Genomic DNA, 14,777 nt, shown 5'->3' on the forward strand with positions numbered 1-14,777 from the left:
GGCTGCAAGCGGATGTTGCGAGGCGCGGGACACAGGAAGATTGTAAGTGCGATCGGGCTGGCAACTTTTAGTATTATTGCCTTAGCAACTACAGGTTTAATAATTTTCGCAGCGAACCGTTCGTCAGTCAAGCATCAAGTCCGGCAATTGCTGACAGCGAGGGACTGTCAAGGTTGCAATCTTTCCGGGGCGAATTTGAGCGAAGTTTTTCTGGAAGGCGTCAATTTAGAAAAAGCCAACCTGAAAGATGCCAATTTGTGGAGCGCGCATTTGGTAAACGCTAACTTGAAACAGGCAAATTTGGCTGGGGTTTACCTGATAAGCAGCAATTTGGCAGGGGCAAATTTGGAGGGAAGCAATCTAGAAAATGCGTTTTTAGAGGATGCTTATTTGGGAGGGAGTAATTTGAGAAAGGCTAACTTAAGAGGTGCTTTTATGAAAGGTATTTTTTTGGTAACTGCTGACTTGGAGGGGGCGAATTTGGAGGGGGCTAATCTGTGGATGGCAAATCTGGAAGGTGCTAATTTGAAGGGCGCTAATTTGAGGAACGCTTTGCTGTTGGATACTAATTTAGAAGGGGCGAATTTAAAGGGTGCGGTGATGCCTGACGGTACGCCGCACGAATGAAAGTCAGTTGACAGTTGACAAGAAAGCTGTCATGAGTCATCAGTCAGGGGAAAGAGCGATTCCTTACCCTTCGGGAACCCCTACGGGAAGATAGCTTCGCACGCGCGTACTCTTCACCTTTATTTCCGTTATTTGGTGAGGAGATGAAGGAGTGACGAGGTGCGATCGGCCTCCTAAAAGATATTACAATTTTACTGCCCGCGTCCTGGTTTGCAATCTACGAAACCTAATGCCTCTGTGTCGAGAAAACTGGCGATAGCCATATCAATAACTGCTTCGATCGGGTATTCACTTTCAGCAGCACGAGCAATTAGAGCAGCTTGAATTCGATCGGGCAAGCGTCCTAAAATGATTTCAGCATCAGCGAGGGAAAGTTCTGAAGTTTGGCTTGCATAGCTTGACCTTTCGGTTGGAATTTGAACGTGGCAAATTGTTATGCTGCCACACTTTCTACTAGCTACTTATTCCTGCCATTAGCGATCTCCATACATACGCTAATATGGCAAATAATATGGCAAATATTGAGGCACCTACAAACGGCAATATTTTACGACCAATATTAGATAACACAATTAGAAGTGCAAAAAACGCAATTATAGTGGCTGCAATTCTTGTGATATTTAAAGGAAACTGAAAAGCAAGCAGGAGTAATCCGATCGACAACAGCAGATTGGACAAATGAAAAAGTACAAGGGCAACATTAAACACTCTATATTTAGTTTTTTTAGCTGCCAAACTAATGGAATTAGCAAAAATGCCAGCCGAATAAATATAGAGTCCTGCAGAAAGTAGAACCAAGCCCACAACCCAGTCTTTGCCGCTGTTGCTTGCTATTGTACCAGGAGTTAAAGCTAGCACCACAATTGTTATGCTGAAACCACCCAAGACACCTGCCACTGAAGAAAACGCAGCGGCAGCCGACGATGTATCTGCTTCACGAGCAAGAGCATTTGCCAGCATCAGAATCTCCTCCTCATTAGCTGGGGAAGAAGCATCTGACGATGTATCGGTTTCAGAAACAGGAAGTTGTGGTGCTACTCCTTCAGTTGATGAGGATGCAAATTCATTCATCTTCGTGTAGTTATTACTGCTGAAATTTACTGAAGAATAAACGAACCAGATCGCCCTGCCAGTGAGAAAAAGTGACCGACTTTTGTCAAGGTTTGTAAATGGGTCAATTGTTGAATTAGGAGAAATGGCGATTCCCTACCCTTCACCGAAGGCACGCGCGTTCGGGATAGCTTCGCTTCATGTACTTGCAACCTTCTTAATTCAAAGAATCAACCAACTCGATCGCCCTGCTGGTGAGAAAAGCCACTGCTATCGCTCAAATGCTGAGTTTTGCTTGTAAGTATTATTTTTGTTCCCCGTCGGATGTAGATGGCAGTTTAATTACTAAATCTCCTATCATCAGTTCTGCTTCTATAAAAGCTTTGGTTAAATCTTTAACAGAACTTTCACCTTCACGAAATCTAATTGTTTCGGCTTTTAAGTGTCTTTGGGCTTGACGAAATCCATTACCTTTTCGTCCAACACCTGTCGTCTCAAGGATAGCCACTGAAGCTGCACTTAGTCCAGCAAAAATTTTTGTCCTAAAACTTCCTAGTTCGTCGATAAAGGTCGCAACAGTTATTGATGAGAGTACCGAAGTTACTCCTAAAATTACAGAAATAGAGTGCAATATTACGGCAGAGCGATGCCATCTATTGGTTTGAGCCTCCATTTTTTCCAGCATTTCTTGTGTCATACACTTAACTATGGATTCAATTGTGGTCGAGCGAGAGGAAAGAGCGATCGCAATTACAACATTCATTTCGCGTTATTTGGTGAGGAGATGAAGGAGTGAGGAAGTGCGATCGAGCTATCAATCAGTTAATTGCAAGCTACCTCTGAATCCGCCCATTAAAGAATTATCAGCTTAAAACTTCCCAAGTCAAAGTGTAATCGGCTCCGTCTTTAGTAAACTTGCCTCTTTGTTCTCCTTTGCCAATTTGAGAAAGATTAGCGGTCAAAGTACCTAAGTCATCATCTTTATCAAGCCAGCTACCATCCTGATCGTAAAGCTTTATCTCAGCCGAGTTGGTAAATTCAACTATCTCGTTTATAGTTGCTGACTGTCCATCATTAAGACTGATAGGCCCCCAAACATTCTTACCATTGACACGCAAATAGGGTTCATCAGCCCCAGAGCTATCCTCTGTTTTGTGGCACTCAAGAGATATAAGTTTTAGCTTTGTCATAAACAATCCTCACCGCATAATTGGAGATATATTCTGATCCCAGCATTTTTAGACTGGAAAATGTCTGCTATTTCCTGAAACTCAAGTTCTCCTAAAAAGGGAGAACTTGAGATTAAACTCTACAAGCAGTCAACACAACTACTTGATCCAACACCAGCAAAACATGCAATGCACGCAGCGGTAGCGACACCACTAGCACAGGCAGCACCGCAAGCAGCCACTGCGGCACCGCAGCGAATTTTCTTCCTCCAGCCACAACTACCTTGTGGTATCACCTCTGTGGTGGAAATAACGTCAGCGCCAGACATACGATAGTTCTGGCTAGTATTGTAAACTGCTGCTTCAGCGGTAAATCCAGGTAAACTCATATCAGGTAACTCCTTTGATGTTTTCAAATTCAACAGTTTTAGTGAGACAATTGGTAACGGATGGTGTCAATTTTTCGGACACGTCTACGCCGAAAACACAGTTGGTTTGGGCTAGCTCATACTTCATCACCTCCTTTAAAGTGTTGAAATTTAACGGTCGTAGTAGGGCGACATCCTCGTAACCAGGAAAGGAAACTCCTCTGTCACGTCTACGCGGACAAAATACTTCTCGGTAACATCCGTACTGCGATTGGTAAAAGCAAAGATGACATCGACAATTTTGCGGATACCACTTAACCGGGAAGGACGAATTTCCACTGCTGTCAATGAAAGGTTGCGTCCAAAAGCTTCAGCAGTTGTTGTATAAATAGCTGGATAACGAACTGCCAGATAATTTAAAGCGCGATGCTCATCAGTTGTGCCTGCATTGTCAGCCATTTGCATGAGCCTTGCGAAAAGTTCTTCAGCAGCAGGCGTAAATTGTTCTGGGGAAATTGCCTCTGGTTGCGGGATAGATTGGATAAGTGAATCGCGGTCGAAGGAATAAATCTGGTCGAATACAACAATGGGAACCATAAGCCCATTGCACACTTCCGGCGGAGCAATAAGACCTCTGACACCAACAACAACATCAAGATCCATAGGACTAGGAGTAGGACGGATTGCTTCAATTAACAAATCAAAGTCCGCAGGATCGCTTGGGTGTAAAAGGTAGGTTTCCAGACCCTCGATAGTTAGCACCCAACACAGTTGACGCGCCAGGTAACGATTGTGTCGCGCTGACAGAACGGCGTGAAAAGCTTGTTGGTCTGTAAGTCCAGATGTGTCTACTCGTCCAGTGGCTTGAGCAAATTCTTTTTCTATCGACTGCTTGGAAAAACGATATCCAACTTTACCTAGGGCATAAACGTAGGAAGGAGGCTCGGAATTTTGTTTGTTTCCTCCACAGCTACAGCCTCCATTTTCACCCTGGGGTAAGACCACGATTGTCGCACTCTGGTCGCTGATACTGGTGTTCGCTGGTACACGAGTCTGGGTAGCAGACTGTTCTTGAGTTTGAGCCATTTAATTTTCCTCTTTTAAGAATGAAACTTTTTCATAACTTGATACATTGCCCACGCATCTAACAAAGGTGGAACAATTGTGGTGTGTTGCTGCCTATGAGCTTCGGTAATAGCGAGTTTTATCTCGGCTGCCGTTGCATTTGGAAATTTCGACCACAATAGGGCAATCGCGCCTGTCACAAACGGGACGGCGACACTCGTTCCGCTTAGCGCCAGTGGTTCGCCGTCAGCGGTCAGGCTAGTAATGTCGTCACCAGGAGCGCTGATACCTCGCCTGCCGATAGAACTTCCCAAGTTAGACAGACCAAGAGGTCTACCTTGAAGATCAGATGCCACAACCGGAATCACCCACGGATGTCGAGTAATAGCAGAGGTTCCAATCGTTCCTTGATTCCCCGCTGCCGCAACAATAATAACGCCACGCCTTGTTGCATAATCTAAAGCCTGTTTTAATTCATGCTGACCGTTAAATGACGGTTGCGCTAGTGCAAGGCTCATATTCAATACATGAACACCAGCATCAACTATCTCCACTATTGCTGTTGCCAGTTCTTGAGGAGTTGCGCTTGGTATCTGTTCTGTTCCGGATGCTATCTCTGCAAAAATTGGACGTAACAACAGAGTACATTTGGGACAGATGGCAGGGGCTGAAGAATCCCTCTTTCCAAACAAAATCCCTGCTACAAAGGTTCCATGCTTGCAGGCGATGCTGCTTTTTTGAGTACAGTTTCCACTCTTTATTCCAGGAAGAGATCGGATATTTTCACCTGCAAGTTCACGATGTTCTACAGCTACTGGACCATCAATTAACCCGACTATAATTTCTGCATTACCACTGGTAAGTTCCATCAATGCGATAAGTTTGACTAAATCTAAATGTTTAGTCATATGGTGCATCTGTACTATTTGGCAAACTTTGAGCGCGATCTTGTGGCATTTGTCTTCTCCTTTGCTATTTGCTAATAAAAAAATGGTTCTAATTCTTTTAGATGAAGTATGAAAAACATATTCATCAGGTGATTGTCTAACCAGATGTTTTTGCTTGAATCCCTAATTAATAACGCACCCCCGATCGCCCTGCCGGTGAGAAAAAGTAACCATCTTTTGTAAACTTGCGTAAATTCCTCGATCGATCGCCCTGCCGGTGAGAAAAAGTGACATAGTTTTGTAAACTTGCGTAAATTCCCCCGAGCGATTTTAGATTTTAGATTTTAGATTTCACCTCATCCCAAATCCATTAAAATACCCCTCTTATTTCTTAGTCCGCGCCGGCGGACTTCGTATGTGTAGACGCGGTTTCAACCGCCGAGTGTAAAAGGGGCTAAATCCCGGTTAATTCAGTAAATTTATTTTCTATCCTGAAAAACAACCCCCACTCAGAATAATCGGTAAATCTACTGAATAGGCCAAACTGACAAACTATGACACCACAAGAGGCGATCGCCCTAATCGAGCATCTGTTACAATCCGCACACAAAAAGCAAAAACTCAATGACATTCAATCCCTCGTCTTTCTGGGAACTTGGGAAGGAGATTCTTATCAAGACATAGCCGCTCGCTTACTTTACGAACACGATTATATTAAACAAGTCGGTTCACATTTGTGGCGAAATCTATCTCAAATCATCGGTGAGAAAGTCTCAAAGCAAAATCTTCAAGCAGTCTTGCGCCGCTACCACCGCAGCAATTCCCCCATCCACCCACCTACTCAAAAAGATAACTGCATCCAAGATTGGGGAGAAGCGATCGATGTTTCCTATTTTTACAACCGCCTGCAAGAATTAGAAACATTAGAAACTTGGATTAGCGACAATTCTACCCGTGCGATCGGGATTTTTGGACTTGGCGGTATCGGCAAAACTTCTCTGTCTGTCAAACTCGGCCAGCAAATTCAATCTCAATTTGAATTTGTTATTTGGCGAAGTTTGCAGCAAGCACCAACCTTAGATGTTATCCTCAGCAATATTTTACCGATTTTAACGGGTTCAGAAGCGACAACAAATAACTCTATTTCTGCTCTCATGGAACAGTTGCGACAAAAACGCTGTTTGTTAATTCTCGACAATCTGGAATCCATTTTGCAAGGGGGAAATCGCAGCGGACAATACCAACAAGGATATGAAGATTACCGACAGTTATTTGCGCGCATTGCTGACGAATCCCACCAAAGTTGTCTGATTTTAACCGGAAGAGAAAAACCGGGCGGATTTGCCGTGCGATCGGGCGAAAACTCACCCGCGCGATCGATCCAACTATTCGGAGTTTCACCGCCCGTATGCCAGAAAATCCTCGCCGATAAAGGATTAAAAGCAACGCTATTGCAGTGTCAAAATCTTGTCAACCATTTTGGTGGTAATCCCCTCGCAATCAAACTTGCTGCAACTACGATTAAAACTATTTTTAGCGGTGACATTGACGCATTTTTAGCGCAAGGAAATACTGTTTTTAGCGATTTGTGGGATTTGCTCGATTGCCAGTTCGATCGCTTGTCTCCTTTGCAACAACAAATTATGTATGGGATTGCAATTAATCAAGAAAGAGCAACTCCTGCGAATTTAAAAGCAGAAATTTTACCCCAAGTTTCGGGCCGACAAGTGATGGAAGCATTGCAGGCGCTGGCAGATCGATCGCTCATTTTCGATGAGCGATCGCTTAATTATACCGCATCAACAAGTTTAATGCTACAACCTGCGATTGCCGAGTATGTTAGAGAACGATTGCTCGAAAAGTAGCTCAAAGTGGGTCTTTTTAAGGGGGATGCGAGGGGATCTACACTCAGGTAAAAACAATACCGAAATCTAAACTGATTCATTTGCGATCGCAAACTACGGGCGCTCGAACTTTTAATAAATGCCCGGAATTAGTTTTTTTACTCGCTGGCGGTACTCTGAATAATCTGGATATTTTTTGGTTAACCAGGTTTCTTCTCGGTTGGCTTTGATCTCGAAAAGTATTATTAATAGTGCGCTGACTATTAAGTGGGATATGCTCATTTGAAAAAGTGTCCAGCCGAGGGCTGCTAAAATTAAGCCGCTGTATAAGGGATGCCGCACTATTCCGTAAATGCCTGTTTGGACTAATTCTCCGTTTTCTATGGGATACGGTAAAGGTGTGAGGTTTTTTCCTAAGTCTCTCAATGCTTTGATGATGAAAATTAATCCGGTTAAGCCGAGAATACTGGCTATAAACCAGATAATATAAAGTAAGTGGGTTGATTGAATTTTTAATCCGGGCAGTTGATAAACTGGTAATATTACAAATCCTGTGAGCAATCCTCCTTGAAGCAAAACTAAATATTCGCCGCGGCTGTTATTGCGCCAGCCTTCGCGTGTGAAACCCCAATCAGTTAATATTTTCATACTAAGACAAAGGAAGAAGGAAGATGGGAAAACAAAGTGAACTGTAGGTTGGGTAGACTAAAGTAAAACCCAACCTACGGTGAACAGGGAACAGTCAACAGTCAACAGTCAACTATTAACAAATTTATTCTAGCCAGGGACGAGTCATTAGTTCTAGTTGGTTGACTTCATCTTGGCTTAAAGTCCAGCCTAATGCGCCGGCGTTTTCTTGGGCTTGTTTTGCGGTTTTGGCACCGGGAATGGGGATGACTCCGTTTTGGCATATCAACCAGTTTAGGGCTACTTGGGCGGGCGTGCGATCGCGCTTTCTGCCCATTTTTCGCAGGGTAGACATGACTAATTCGATTTTTTCGAGGCCGCTTTTACTGAAGCGGGAGTCCATTTTGCGGGCTCCTGTAGGTTGTTCTTGGGCTGTGTATTTGCCGGTAAGCAATCCTTGGGCTAAGGGGCTGTACGCTAAAATTGTGACTCCCAATTCGCGGGCTGCACTCACAATTCCTTGTTTTTCTACTTGCCGCGACAGCAAGGAGTAACGGACTTGATTTGTTGCTAGCGGAACGCCTCTTGCTGCTAGTATTTTGTGGGCTTGCCGCATCTGTTCTACTGAATAGTTGCTGACTCCTACTGCTTGAATTCTGCCTTGTTTTACTTCATCCGCTAAGGCGTTCATCAGGGTTTCTTGACTCAGTAAAAAAGTGAAGGGCCAGTGAACTTGGTAGAGGGCTATTTGTTCTACTTGCAAGCGTTTTAAGCTGGCACTCAAAGCGTCGGAAACTGATTTTCCTGTAATCCGCCAAGGTACGGGGCCGAATTTGGTGGCTATTTGCACGGGTTGGGTGGTTTTTTTGAGAAACTGCCCCAGTAATTCTTCTGACAAGCCGTTACCGTAGACTTCGGCTGTGTCGAAAAAGTTGACTCCGCTGTCTAGGGATGTTTTGAATGCTGCTTCGACTTCGGCGGCGCCGTAGTTGCTGCCGTAGTTCCAAAATAGTTTGTCGCCCCAAGCCCAAGTTCCGACGCACAGGGGAATGACGGCTGGGCCATTTTGTCCTAGGGTAATGGTTGTCACGGTTGGTAAATCCACAATTCTTTATTGTCTATTATTTTTCTATAAATAGTCGCGATCGAGCTTCTAGCCGGGGGAGGAAACACGGCTGGTGGCGAGTATGTCAGTTACTATAAATGCTGATGCTGTGTTTATTTGAATAGCTATGTCGATCGACCGTTTGCCAGATTCAAGATTAACAGATTCCGCGACTCCTGCCATCAAAAGAGTTTCCCTCCTGACTATGTTCCGGTTGGGTTTGTTTCAGATGGGATTGGGCATGATGTCGATTTTGACGCTGGGGGTGCTCAATCGCATCATGATTAAGGAGTTGGCGATTCCGGCTACTGTGGTGGCTGGTACGCTGGCCATGCACCAGTTTGTCGCGCCGGCTAGGGTGTGGTTCGGGCAAATGTCTGATGCTAAGCCTTTGTTTGGCCATCACCGCACGGGTTATGTGTGGGTAGGAAGCGTTTTGTTTGTGATTTCTGCTTTTTTGGCGGTGCAGGTAATGTGGCGCTTGGGCGGCAGTTTGGAGGCTGTGGGGTGGACGACTCCTACTTACGGTTGGGTGGGTTTGTTGGGTTTGATTTTTGCGCTTTACGGTATTGCTATTTGTTCGAGCTCGACTCCTTTTGCTGCTTTGTTGGTGGATGTTTCCGATGAGGAAGATCGATCGAAGTTGGTGGGTGTGGTGTGGTCGATGCTGATGGTTGGTATTATTATCGGGGCGATTATTAGCAGCGGTTTGCTGAAGCAAATTGATGGGGATGTGTCGCGGGAAGTATTGCAGGCTTCGATTAACGGTTTGTTTGTGAAGGTGCCGGCGCTTGTTTTGCTTTTGGTGGGGATTGCGACTTTTGGCGTTGAGAAAAAGTATTCGCGGTACGGGGCGCGATCGTCTGCAGTGAATCGAGAAGATAAAATTACTCTGGGAAGTGCGCTGCGGATTTTGACTGCTAGTCGCCAAACCGGTTTGTTTTTTACTTTCCTGCTGGTTATGACAATTTGCTTGTTTATGCAGGATGCGGTTTTGGAACCTTACGGCGGGGAAATTTTTAAGATGGCGATTTCGGAAACTACTCGGTTGAATGCTATTTACGGTACTGGTACTCTGATCGGTTTGGCTACAACTGGTTTTTTTATTGTACCGCGCCTCGGCAAGCAAAATACGATTAGGTTGGGCTGTTTGTCGGTGGCTGCTTGTTTTGGTTTAATTATTTTATCGGGATTTACTGGTAATCCAATTGTGTTTAAGTCGGCTTTAATGTTGTTTGGTTTAGCTTCGGGTATTACGACGACGGGGGCGCTGAGTTTGATGTTGGATTTGACTGCTGCAGAAACTGCTGGCACTTTTATTGGCGCTTGGGGTTTGTCGCAGGCGATGGCGCGGGGGGTGGCGACGGTTAGCGGCGGTGCTATTTTGGATTTTGGCAGGAGTTTGTTTGGGGTGCCGATGCTAGCCTATGGGTTGGTGTTTGCGGTGCCGGCGGTGGGTATGATTCTGGCTGTTTGGCTGTTGGGTAGGGTGGATGTTGAGGAGTTTCAGGATAATGCTAAAAGTGCGATCGCAACTATTCTTGAAAATGACTTAGACTGATGTTTTGTCAGTTGCCAGTTGGCAGTTGGCAGTTGTCAGTTAATAGTTCCAATAACTAATAACCAATAACTAATAAGTCATGAAAGATTTTTGGGATTCTATTTTAAGTTTTGCACGGGTTACTGTCGATCGAGTGGGGCAGCAGTTGTTGCAAGATTTCGGTTCTGCACAAGCGGATGAGAAGGATGATGGGAGTTTGGTTACGCAGTCTGACAATTGGGCGGATGCAGAAATTAGAAGTGCGATCGCATCTACTTTTCCCACTCACGGGATTTTAAGTGAGGAAGGAGAACAGGTTTTCCCCGATACTGAATGGTGCTGGATTGTCGATCCTTTGGACGGTACAACTAATTTTGCTAGGGGAATTCCGATTTGGGGTATTTCTTTGGGTTTGTTGTATCGCGGAACTCCGGTTTTTGGCTGCGTGCATTTGCCGCCAATTAATCAGTCTTTTCACGGTTTTTTTGCACCTGATTTGGCGGGCGGCGTGTTTGACAATATGCCTCAAGGTGCGTTTTTAAACGGGCAGCCAATTCGGCCGAGTGCTGATAAAATGAGCGGCAATCATTTTTTTAATTTGTGTTCGCGGAGTGTGGGAATCGCGCCTCATCTTCCGAGTAAAGTTCGGATGTTGGGTATGGCTAGTTACAATTTTTTGACGGTGGCTTCGGGTGCGGTGTTGGGAGGGGTGGAAGCGACGCCGAAAATTTGGGATATTGCCGGGAGTTGGGTAATTGTGAAGGCTGCTGGTGCGGTTTGGTTGCCGCTGGAATCCCAGGGTATTTTTCCGCTGGAAGTGGGGAAGAATTACGGGAGGATTTCTTATCCGACTTTGGTGATGAACCGGCAGGAGTTGGTGTCGGTGTTTTTGCCGTTTGTGGAGGCTTGGAAGAAGAAAAAAATGGGGTGATTTGTGCGAAGAAAAGCTATGCCGTAGGAAATCGAACAATTATTAAATAAAACGGCAGGGCAGGCGTGACGGAGGAGTCTCCCACGCCTGCCGTGCTGTTTGGAAGAAATATACCGACCGATGACCGATGGTTCAAGTATGCCTACTCTCGTCTATTTCTGCCAATCTGCGATCGGGTGGTTTTGTTTTACGTCGATCGGGTGATGCGGTTTCGGTACAATTTGTGGTAATTTTTGAACTCGCTATTATATCGGAGAAATAAAATTATACCCGTTTTCAAGTAGAGGCAGAAGGGAAAATAGATTTACTGCGGTGTTGGAAAAAGTAGATGAGTGGTATGGCTAGGTCGAAGAGTTAGCCTGTGGGAAGATACAAGAATAAACTTTGGAAGAAACTCGGAAAAGTCTGCGGTTTGCGATCGAACTAATCTCGATAGCACAATTTCAGGGATTCACCAGACGGATGATTTTCTAAGTGCAATTCTCAAGCGCGACTACTCGTTTTACCAGGTGCTGAGTCGGGATATCCGGTGAATGTCATGTTAATTTGGGGGTGAGAATAACAGTCAATCGACTCGGATCGTAGCAATTCTGCGACGCGATCGCACTTGATGCAGCCAGCGAAATAACAGATGCTGGGATTGGGACACAACATTGCTGTGTCCCTACTGCAAAATGAATTTATTGCCTCAGGCGATTAATTTCGACAGCACATTAGACAACTTAGCACCGAGATTCTCAACAGCGTCCTGCTGTTTGGGATCTTTCATCGTACCGTCAGCATTAAATGCTTCAAAAGCTTGGGGAATTGCTTTCTGATCGGGGAGTACCAATACGTTAATATTCCCCAGGATCGATCGCAAATGCACTAATCCCCGCAAACCGCCCATTCCCCCTGGGGAAGCACTCATAATTACCGCTACTTTGCCAGTAAATGCCACCAATCCCGGTTCACCCGGTGCTGGGCGCGATACCCAATCGATCGCATTTTTCAACACAGGGGTAATTGAACTGTTATATTCAGGGGAAGCTATCAAAAAGCCGTCATGCGCTACCATCAATTCCTTCAATTTGCGGGCATTTTCTGGCATTCCCTCTTTTGCTTCTAAATCTTCGTCAAATAGCGGCATCGGCAAATCGCGCAAATCTACATAAGTAACTTCTGCACCCGCCGCCGTAGCCCCAGCCGCCGCAACTTTTACCAGCAGTTTGTTATAGGATGCTTCGCGGGTACTCCCCGCAAATGCAAGTATTTTTGGTCTGTTTGTCATTGATTTTTTCCTGATTATGGCTGGCGCGTATAATTGTACTATTTCGAGTGATTCCAAACAAAGTCAGCAATGGGTCTATCTGCGGACAAAGGAAGATTTTCAATGGAATTGAATAAAACCGATCGCACTTTTACATTCCCGACTCCCAAACGCCTCTCGACGCGACTGGGAATGCCGTAACCGTAAATAATGTGTCCTTTCCCCACCAACACGACAACTTGATAGTCGGGGTTTGCTTTGACAAATTGGGCAATTTTTTCGGCCATAGTTTCGTCCCACAAAACTTGGGCTTGCAAGAATCTTTCAAAAGCCGTACTATTTCCCTGTGCTGCCTTTTGGTGTTGCTGGAAAACTTCTAGCAGCAGTTGCCGATATTCGGCGTTGTCAGTGCGAATTTCGGATATTGGCGGAATGTGCTTTTTTTCCTCGGCTGTGAGGCTTTCTAAACCTTGACTGGCAACTTTTCTCGTTACTTCGGATGGTGTATTTAAGGCGAGGACGGGTAGTTGATTTTCTTTGGCAAACCGCAAAATGGGGGCATAAGATTCCCAGGGAAAGCGCCATCTGCGATCGTACTCTGTTTGCTCGACTAATTGCTGTTCAGTCAGTTTACCTGCTAAGTAGTTGTCGATCGCGCTTTGAAAGGGACGCTGAAACATTTCCATCGCGATCGCAATTTTCCGATTTTGCCGCTGCATTTCTCGGATAATCGCCAGTTGAGCTTGGTGATCTTCCGCGCTATCGTGGGTTTCTCCCAGATACACGACTTTTGCCTTTACCAACTGTTGTAGAATCTCTTGGTTCGTGTAAGTTTGCCCAGGTTGAGGGTTCGCCGTCGTTTGCGCTGTCACTGCACTGCTGCACAGCAGAAAGATACTGAGCGATAAGGCGCACAGTTTGATGAGTTTGGTTGTTTTCATACAAATATTATGCCGTTTCTCGCAGCAGCAAGCACAGCCGAACTCTACTATTTTAGCTGAGCAGCTAGAAAGCTCAATGCTTAATTTAACTTCATCATTCTCCGCCGTTACTTCTAAAAATGTAAAGTTTAGTTGCAGGTACTTGCGCTTCTAGAATAAGGTGCTAAATTAATAATATGAAGCGAACAAAAAGCTTCTCTGACAGATACCACATCTAGATACCGCAGCGAAGTTCACAATAGAATATAAGGAGTAAAACGCTGTCTCATCTCACATCTGTCTCATTAAAAACCAATAGCAGCACCCACCAACAAAGCTGATACTTCCTCAACTAATGAGAGGGGAGCAATGCAAATGAATCCGAGGATTATTGCAACTCCACATCGAAGTTGAAAAAAGAGGAAATCACTCGGTACATATGGCTGGGTGCTGTTGTTGTTAAAAGAGATTTTCGGTTTGTGATGTTTTTTTCAGTAGAGGCAGAGCCTCTAGATATGCGTTACCGGGCAGAGCCGGGTAACGAGCATAAAAGTAGAAAAACTAGAAAATTACTGGAAAATTGTCTCGTCTTCCTTCCGCCACGCGGGATCGACGATACAAATAAATATTAGCGGCTCTGTGCCCGAGTTGTAAATAAACTGCTTGGCGTTTGGCGGAATGTAAACTGCATCTCCGGCTTCCACAAATTGATTTTCGTCGTCGATGTGCATTTCTCCAACGCCGCTGAGGATGTAGTAAACTTCGGAAGTTGTCAGGGAGTGCAGCGCAGAAGTTTGTCCCGGTGGCAAAGTGGCGTGCGCTAAACTGTAACGCAAATCCACAGCTTGTTTGTCTGGATGCAGCAATTCTCGCAGTTGAGTACCGTCGCCAGCAATAAACTCGTCGCAGGCATTTAGCTTTTGAATTAGCATTCTTTCTACACTCCTTAAAATCTCTTTACCACAAGTTAAGTTTAATTGAAAGAGCCAGAGATGTTAAGAAATATGTAAAGCGGCGACCGGATTTTTTAACCGTAAATTCCCGAATGCCCTCGATAATCAGGACAGTCGATCGCATCTTCAGATAAAGCTATGGTAGGTTGAACGGGACACTTGAGGTGGTAGTCGCCGGTGAAAAATACGCAGTTAGCACAAGGGATTTGGTGCATCCGCTGAGCTCGACGCAGGGAGTCGGTGACTGTACGCCCGACACTCAAACACAGCAAAAAGACTAAGCCCCAAGCGGACACAAAACACAGCGGGACTAAAATAGGCTGTATTGCCTTAAGCAAAAAGTAAAGCATAGCAAGAAAATTCAGCGTTAGAAGCCACACATACATTACAGTAGTGGAATTGCCGATCGAGCGACCAAAAAGTTTAGAATCCTTTACAGCTC

The 14,777-nt window shown here is 45.0% G+C and carries 19 protein-coding genes; 5 read left to right on the forward strand and 14 right to left on the reverse strand.

Translation table 11 applies throughout. The annotated features are described in order from the left end of the window. The first annotated feature begins 12 nt into the window (after positions 1-12). On the forward strand, positions 13-627 hold the full coding sequence (locus QUB14_RS05585; protein WP_333215721.1) for a pentapeptide repeat-containing protein: 615 nt from the start codon (positions 13-15) through the stop codon (positions 625-627). A gap of 191 nt (positions 628-818) precedes the next feature. Here the strand turns inward: QUB14_RS05585 and QUB14_RS05590 are convergent, their stop codons facing one another. The 7 genes from QUB14_RS05590 to QUB14_RS05620 form a co-directional block, all read right to left on the reverse strand. Beyond that, positions 819-965 (reverse strand): hypothetical protein, encoded by a 147-nt coding sequence (locus tag QUB14_RS05590; protein ID WP_333215723.1) that lies wholly within the window; start codon positions 963-965, stop codon positions 819-821. Between the two features lie 115 nt (positions 966-1,080). Then, positions 1,081-1,698 (reverse strand): hypothetical protein, encoded by a 618-nt coding sequence (locus tag QUB14_RS05595; protein WP_333215725.1) that lies wholly within the window; start codon positions 1,696-1,698, stop codon positions 1,081-1,083. Between the two features lie 283 nt (positions 1,699-1,981). Further along, on the reverse strand, positions 1,982-2,440 hold the full coding sequence (locus QUB14_RS05600) for a hypothetical protein (RefSeq protein WP_333215727.1): 459 nt from the start codon (positions 2,438-2,440) through the stop codon (positions 1,982-1,984). Between the two features lie 100 nt (positions 2,441-2,540). Next, the gene (locus QUB14_RS05605) at positions 2,541-2,867 is read right to left on the reverse strand and encodes a hypothetical protein (protein ID WP_333215729.1); all 327 of its coding nucleotides are present in this window, start codon (positions 2,865-2,867) and stop codon (positions 2,541-2,543) included. Positions 2,868-2,986: 119 nt separating this feature from the next. Beyond that, positions 2,987-3,235 carry a hypothetical protein gene (locus QUB14_RS05610; protein WP_333215730.1) on the reverse strand — a complete coding sequence of 83 codons (249 nt, stop codon included), beginning with the start codon at positions 3,233-3,235 and terminating at the stop codon, positions 2,987-2,989. 150 nt (positions 3,236-3,385) lie between these two features. Then, positions 3,386-4,300: a cyanobactin maturation protease PatG family protein gene (locus QUB14_RS05615; RefSeq protein ID WP_333215733.1), complete on the reverse strand. Its 915-nt coding sequence runs from the start codon at positions 4,298-4,300 to the stop codon at positions 3,386-3,388. 14 nt (positions 4,301-4,314) lie between these two features. Next, positions 4,315-5,187: a S8 family serine peptidase gene (locus QUB14_RS05620; protein WP_216670214.1), complete on the reverse strand. Its 873-nt coding sequence runs from the start codon at positions 5,185-5,187 to the stop codon at positions 4,315-4,317. Between the two features lie 533 nt (positions 5,188-5,720). On the opposite strand from QUB14_RS05620, the gene QUB14_RS05625 reads away from it, so the two are divergent. Continuing rightward, positions 5,721-7,031: an NB-ARC domain-containing protein gene (locus tag QUB14_RS05625; RefSeq protein ID WP_333215736.1), complete on the forward strand. Its 1,311-nt coding sequence runs from the start codon at positions 5,721-5,723 to the stop codon at positions 7,029-7,031. 111 nt (positions 7,032-7,142) lie between these two features. Here QUB14_RS05625 and QUB14_RS05630 read toward each other — a convergent pair whose 3' ends face one another. Together QUB14_RS05630 and QUB14_RS05635 are read right to left on the reverse strand one after the other, a co-directional pair. Next, positions 7,143-7,658, reverse strand: coding sequence for an isoprenylcysteine carboxylmethyltransferase family protein (locus QUB14_RS05630; protein ID WP_333215737.1), 516 nt, complete (start codon positions 7,656-7,658; stop codon positions 7,143-7,145). Positions 7,659-7,782: 124 nt separating this feature from the next. Beyond that, the gene (locus QUB14_RS05635; RefSeq protein WP_333215799.1) at positions 7,783-8,727 is read right to left on the reverse strand and encodes an aldo/keto reductase; all 945 of its coding nucleotides are present in this window, start codon (positions 8,725-8,727) and stop codon (positions 7,783-7,785) included. 142 nt (positions 8,728-8,869) lie between these two features. Here QUB14_RS05635 and QUB14_RS05640 point away from each other — a divergent pair, with 142 nt between their 5' ends. The 3 genes from QUB14_RS05640 (at position 8,870) to QUB14_RS05650 (ending at position 11,443) form a co-directional block, all read left to right on the forward strand. After that, positions 8,870-10,303 carry a BCD family MFS transporter gene (locus QUB14_RS05640; protein WP_333215739.1) on the forward strand — a complete coding sequence of 478 codons (1,434 nt, stop codon included), beginning with the start codon at positions 8,870-8,872 and terminating at the stop codon, positions 10,301-10,303. A 79-nt stretch (positions 10,304-10,382) separates the two neighbouring features. Further along, entirely contained in the window at positions 10,383-11,213 is an 831-nt protein-coding gene (locus tag QUB14_RS05645; protein ID WP_333215741.1) for an inositol monophosphatase family protein, read from the forward strand. Positions 11,214-11,278: 65 nt separating this feature from the next. Continuing rightward, positions 11,279-11,443, forward strand: coding sequence for a hypothetical protein (locus QUB14_RS05650; RefSeq protein ID WP_333167567.1), 165 nt, complete (start codon positions 11,279-11,281; stop codon positions 11,441-11,443). Positions 11,444-11,696: 253 nt separating this feature from the next. Here QUB14_RS05650 and QUB14_RS05655 read toward each other — a convergent pair whose 3' ends face one another. The 5 genes from QUB14_RS05655 to QUB14_RS05675 all read right to left on the reverse strand — a co-directional run bounded on the left by QUB14_RS05655 (position 11,697) and on the right by QUB14_RS05675 (position 14,685). Further along, positions 11,697-11,867 carry a hypothetical protein gene (locus QUB14_RS05655; RefSeq protein ID WP_333215743.1) on the reverse strand — a complete coding sequence of 57 codons (171 nt, stop codon included), beginning with the start codon at positions 11,865-11,867 and terminating at the stop codon, positions 11,697-11,699. A 34-nt stretch (positions 11,868-11,901) separates the two neighbouring features. Beyond that, positions 11,902-12,483 carry an NAD(P)H-dependent oxidoreductase gene (locus QUB14_RS05660; RefSeq protein WP_333215745.1) on the reverse strand — a complete coding sequence of 194 codons (582 nt, stop codon included), beginning with the start codon at positions 12,481-12,483 and terminating at the stop codon, positions 11,902-11,904. Positions 12,484-12,521: 38 nt separating this feature from the next. Beyond that, the gene (locus QUB14_RS05665) at positions 12,522-13,403 is read right to left on the reverse strand and encodes a ChaN family lipoprotein (RefSeq protein ID WP_333215746.1); all 882 of its coding nucleotides are present in this window, start codon (positions 13,401-13,403) and stop codon (positions 12,522-12,524) included. 548 nt (positions 13,404-13,951) lie between these two features. After that, positions 13,952-14,314, reverse strand: a complete 363-nt coding sequence (locus QUB14_RS05670) for a cupin domain-containing protein (RefSeq protein ID WP_333215748.1) — start codon at positions 14,312-14,314, stop codon at positions 13,952-13,954. 95 nt (positions 14,315-14,409) lie between these two features. Continuing rightward, on the reverse strand, positions 14,410-14,685 hold the full coding sequence (locus QUB14_RS05675; protein WP_333062925.1) for a hypothetical protein: 276 nt from the start codon (positions 14,683-14,685) through the stop codon (positions 14,410-14,412). Positions 14,686-14,777 lie beyond the last annotated feature (92 nt).

Source organism: Microcoleus sp. B3-D2 (genome assembly GCF_036705345.1).
GTDB lineage: Bacteria > Cyanobacteriota > Cyanobacteriia > Cyanobacteriales > Microcoleaceae > Microcoleus.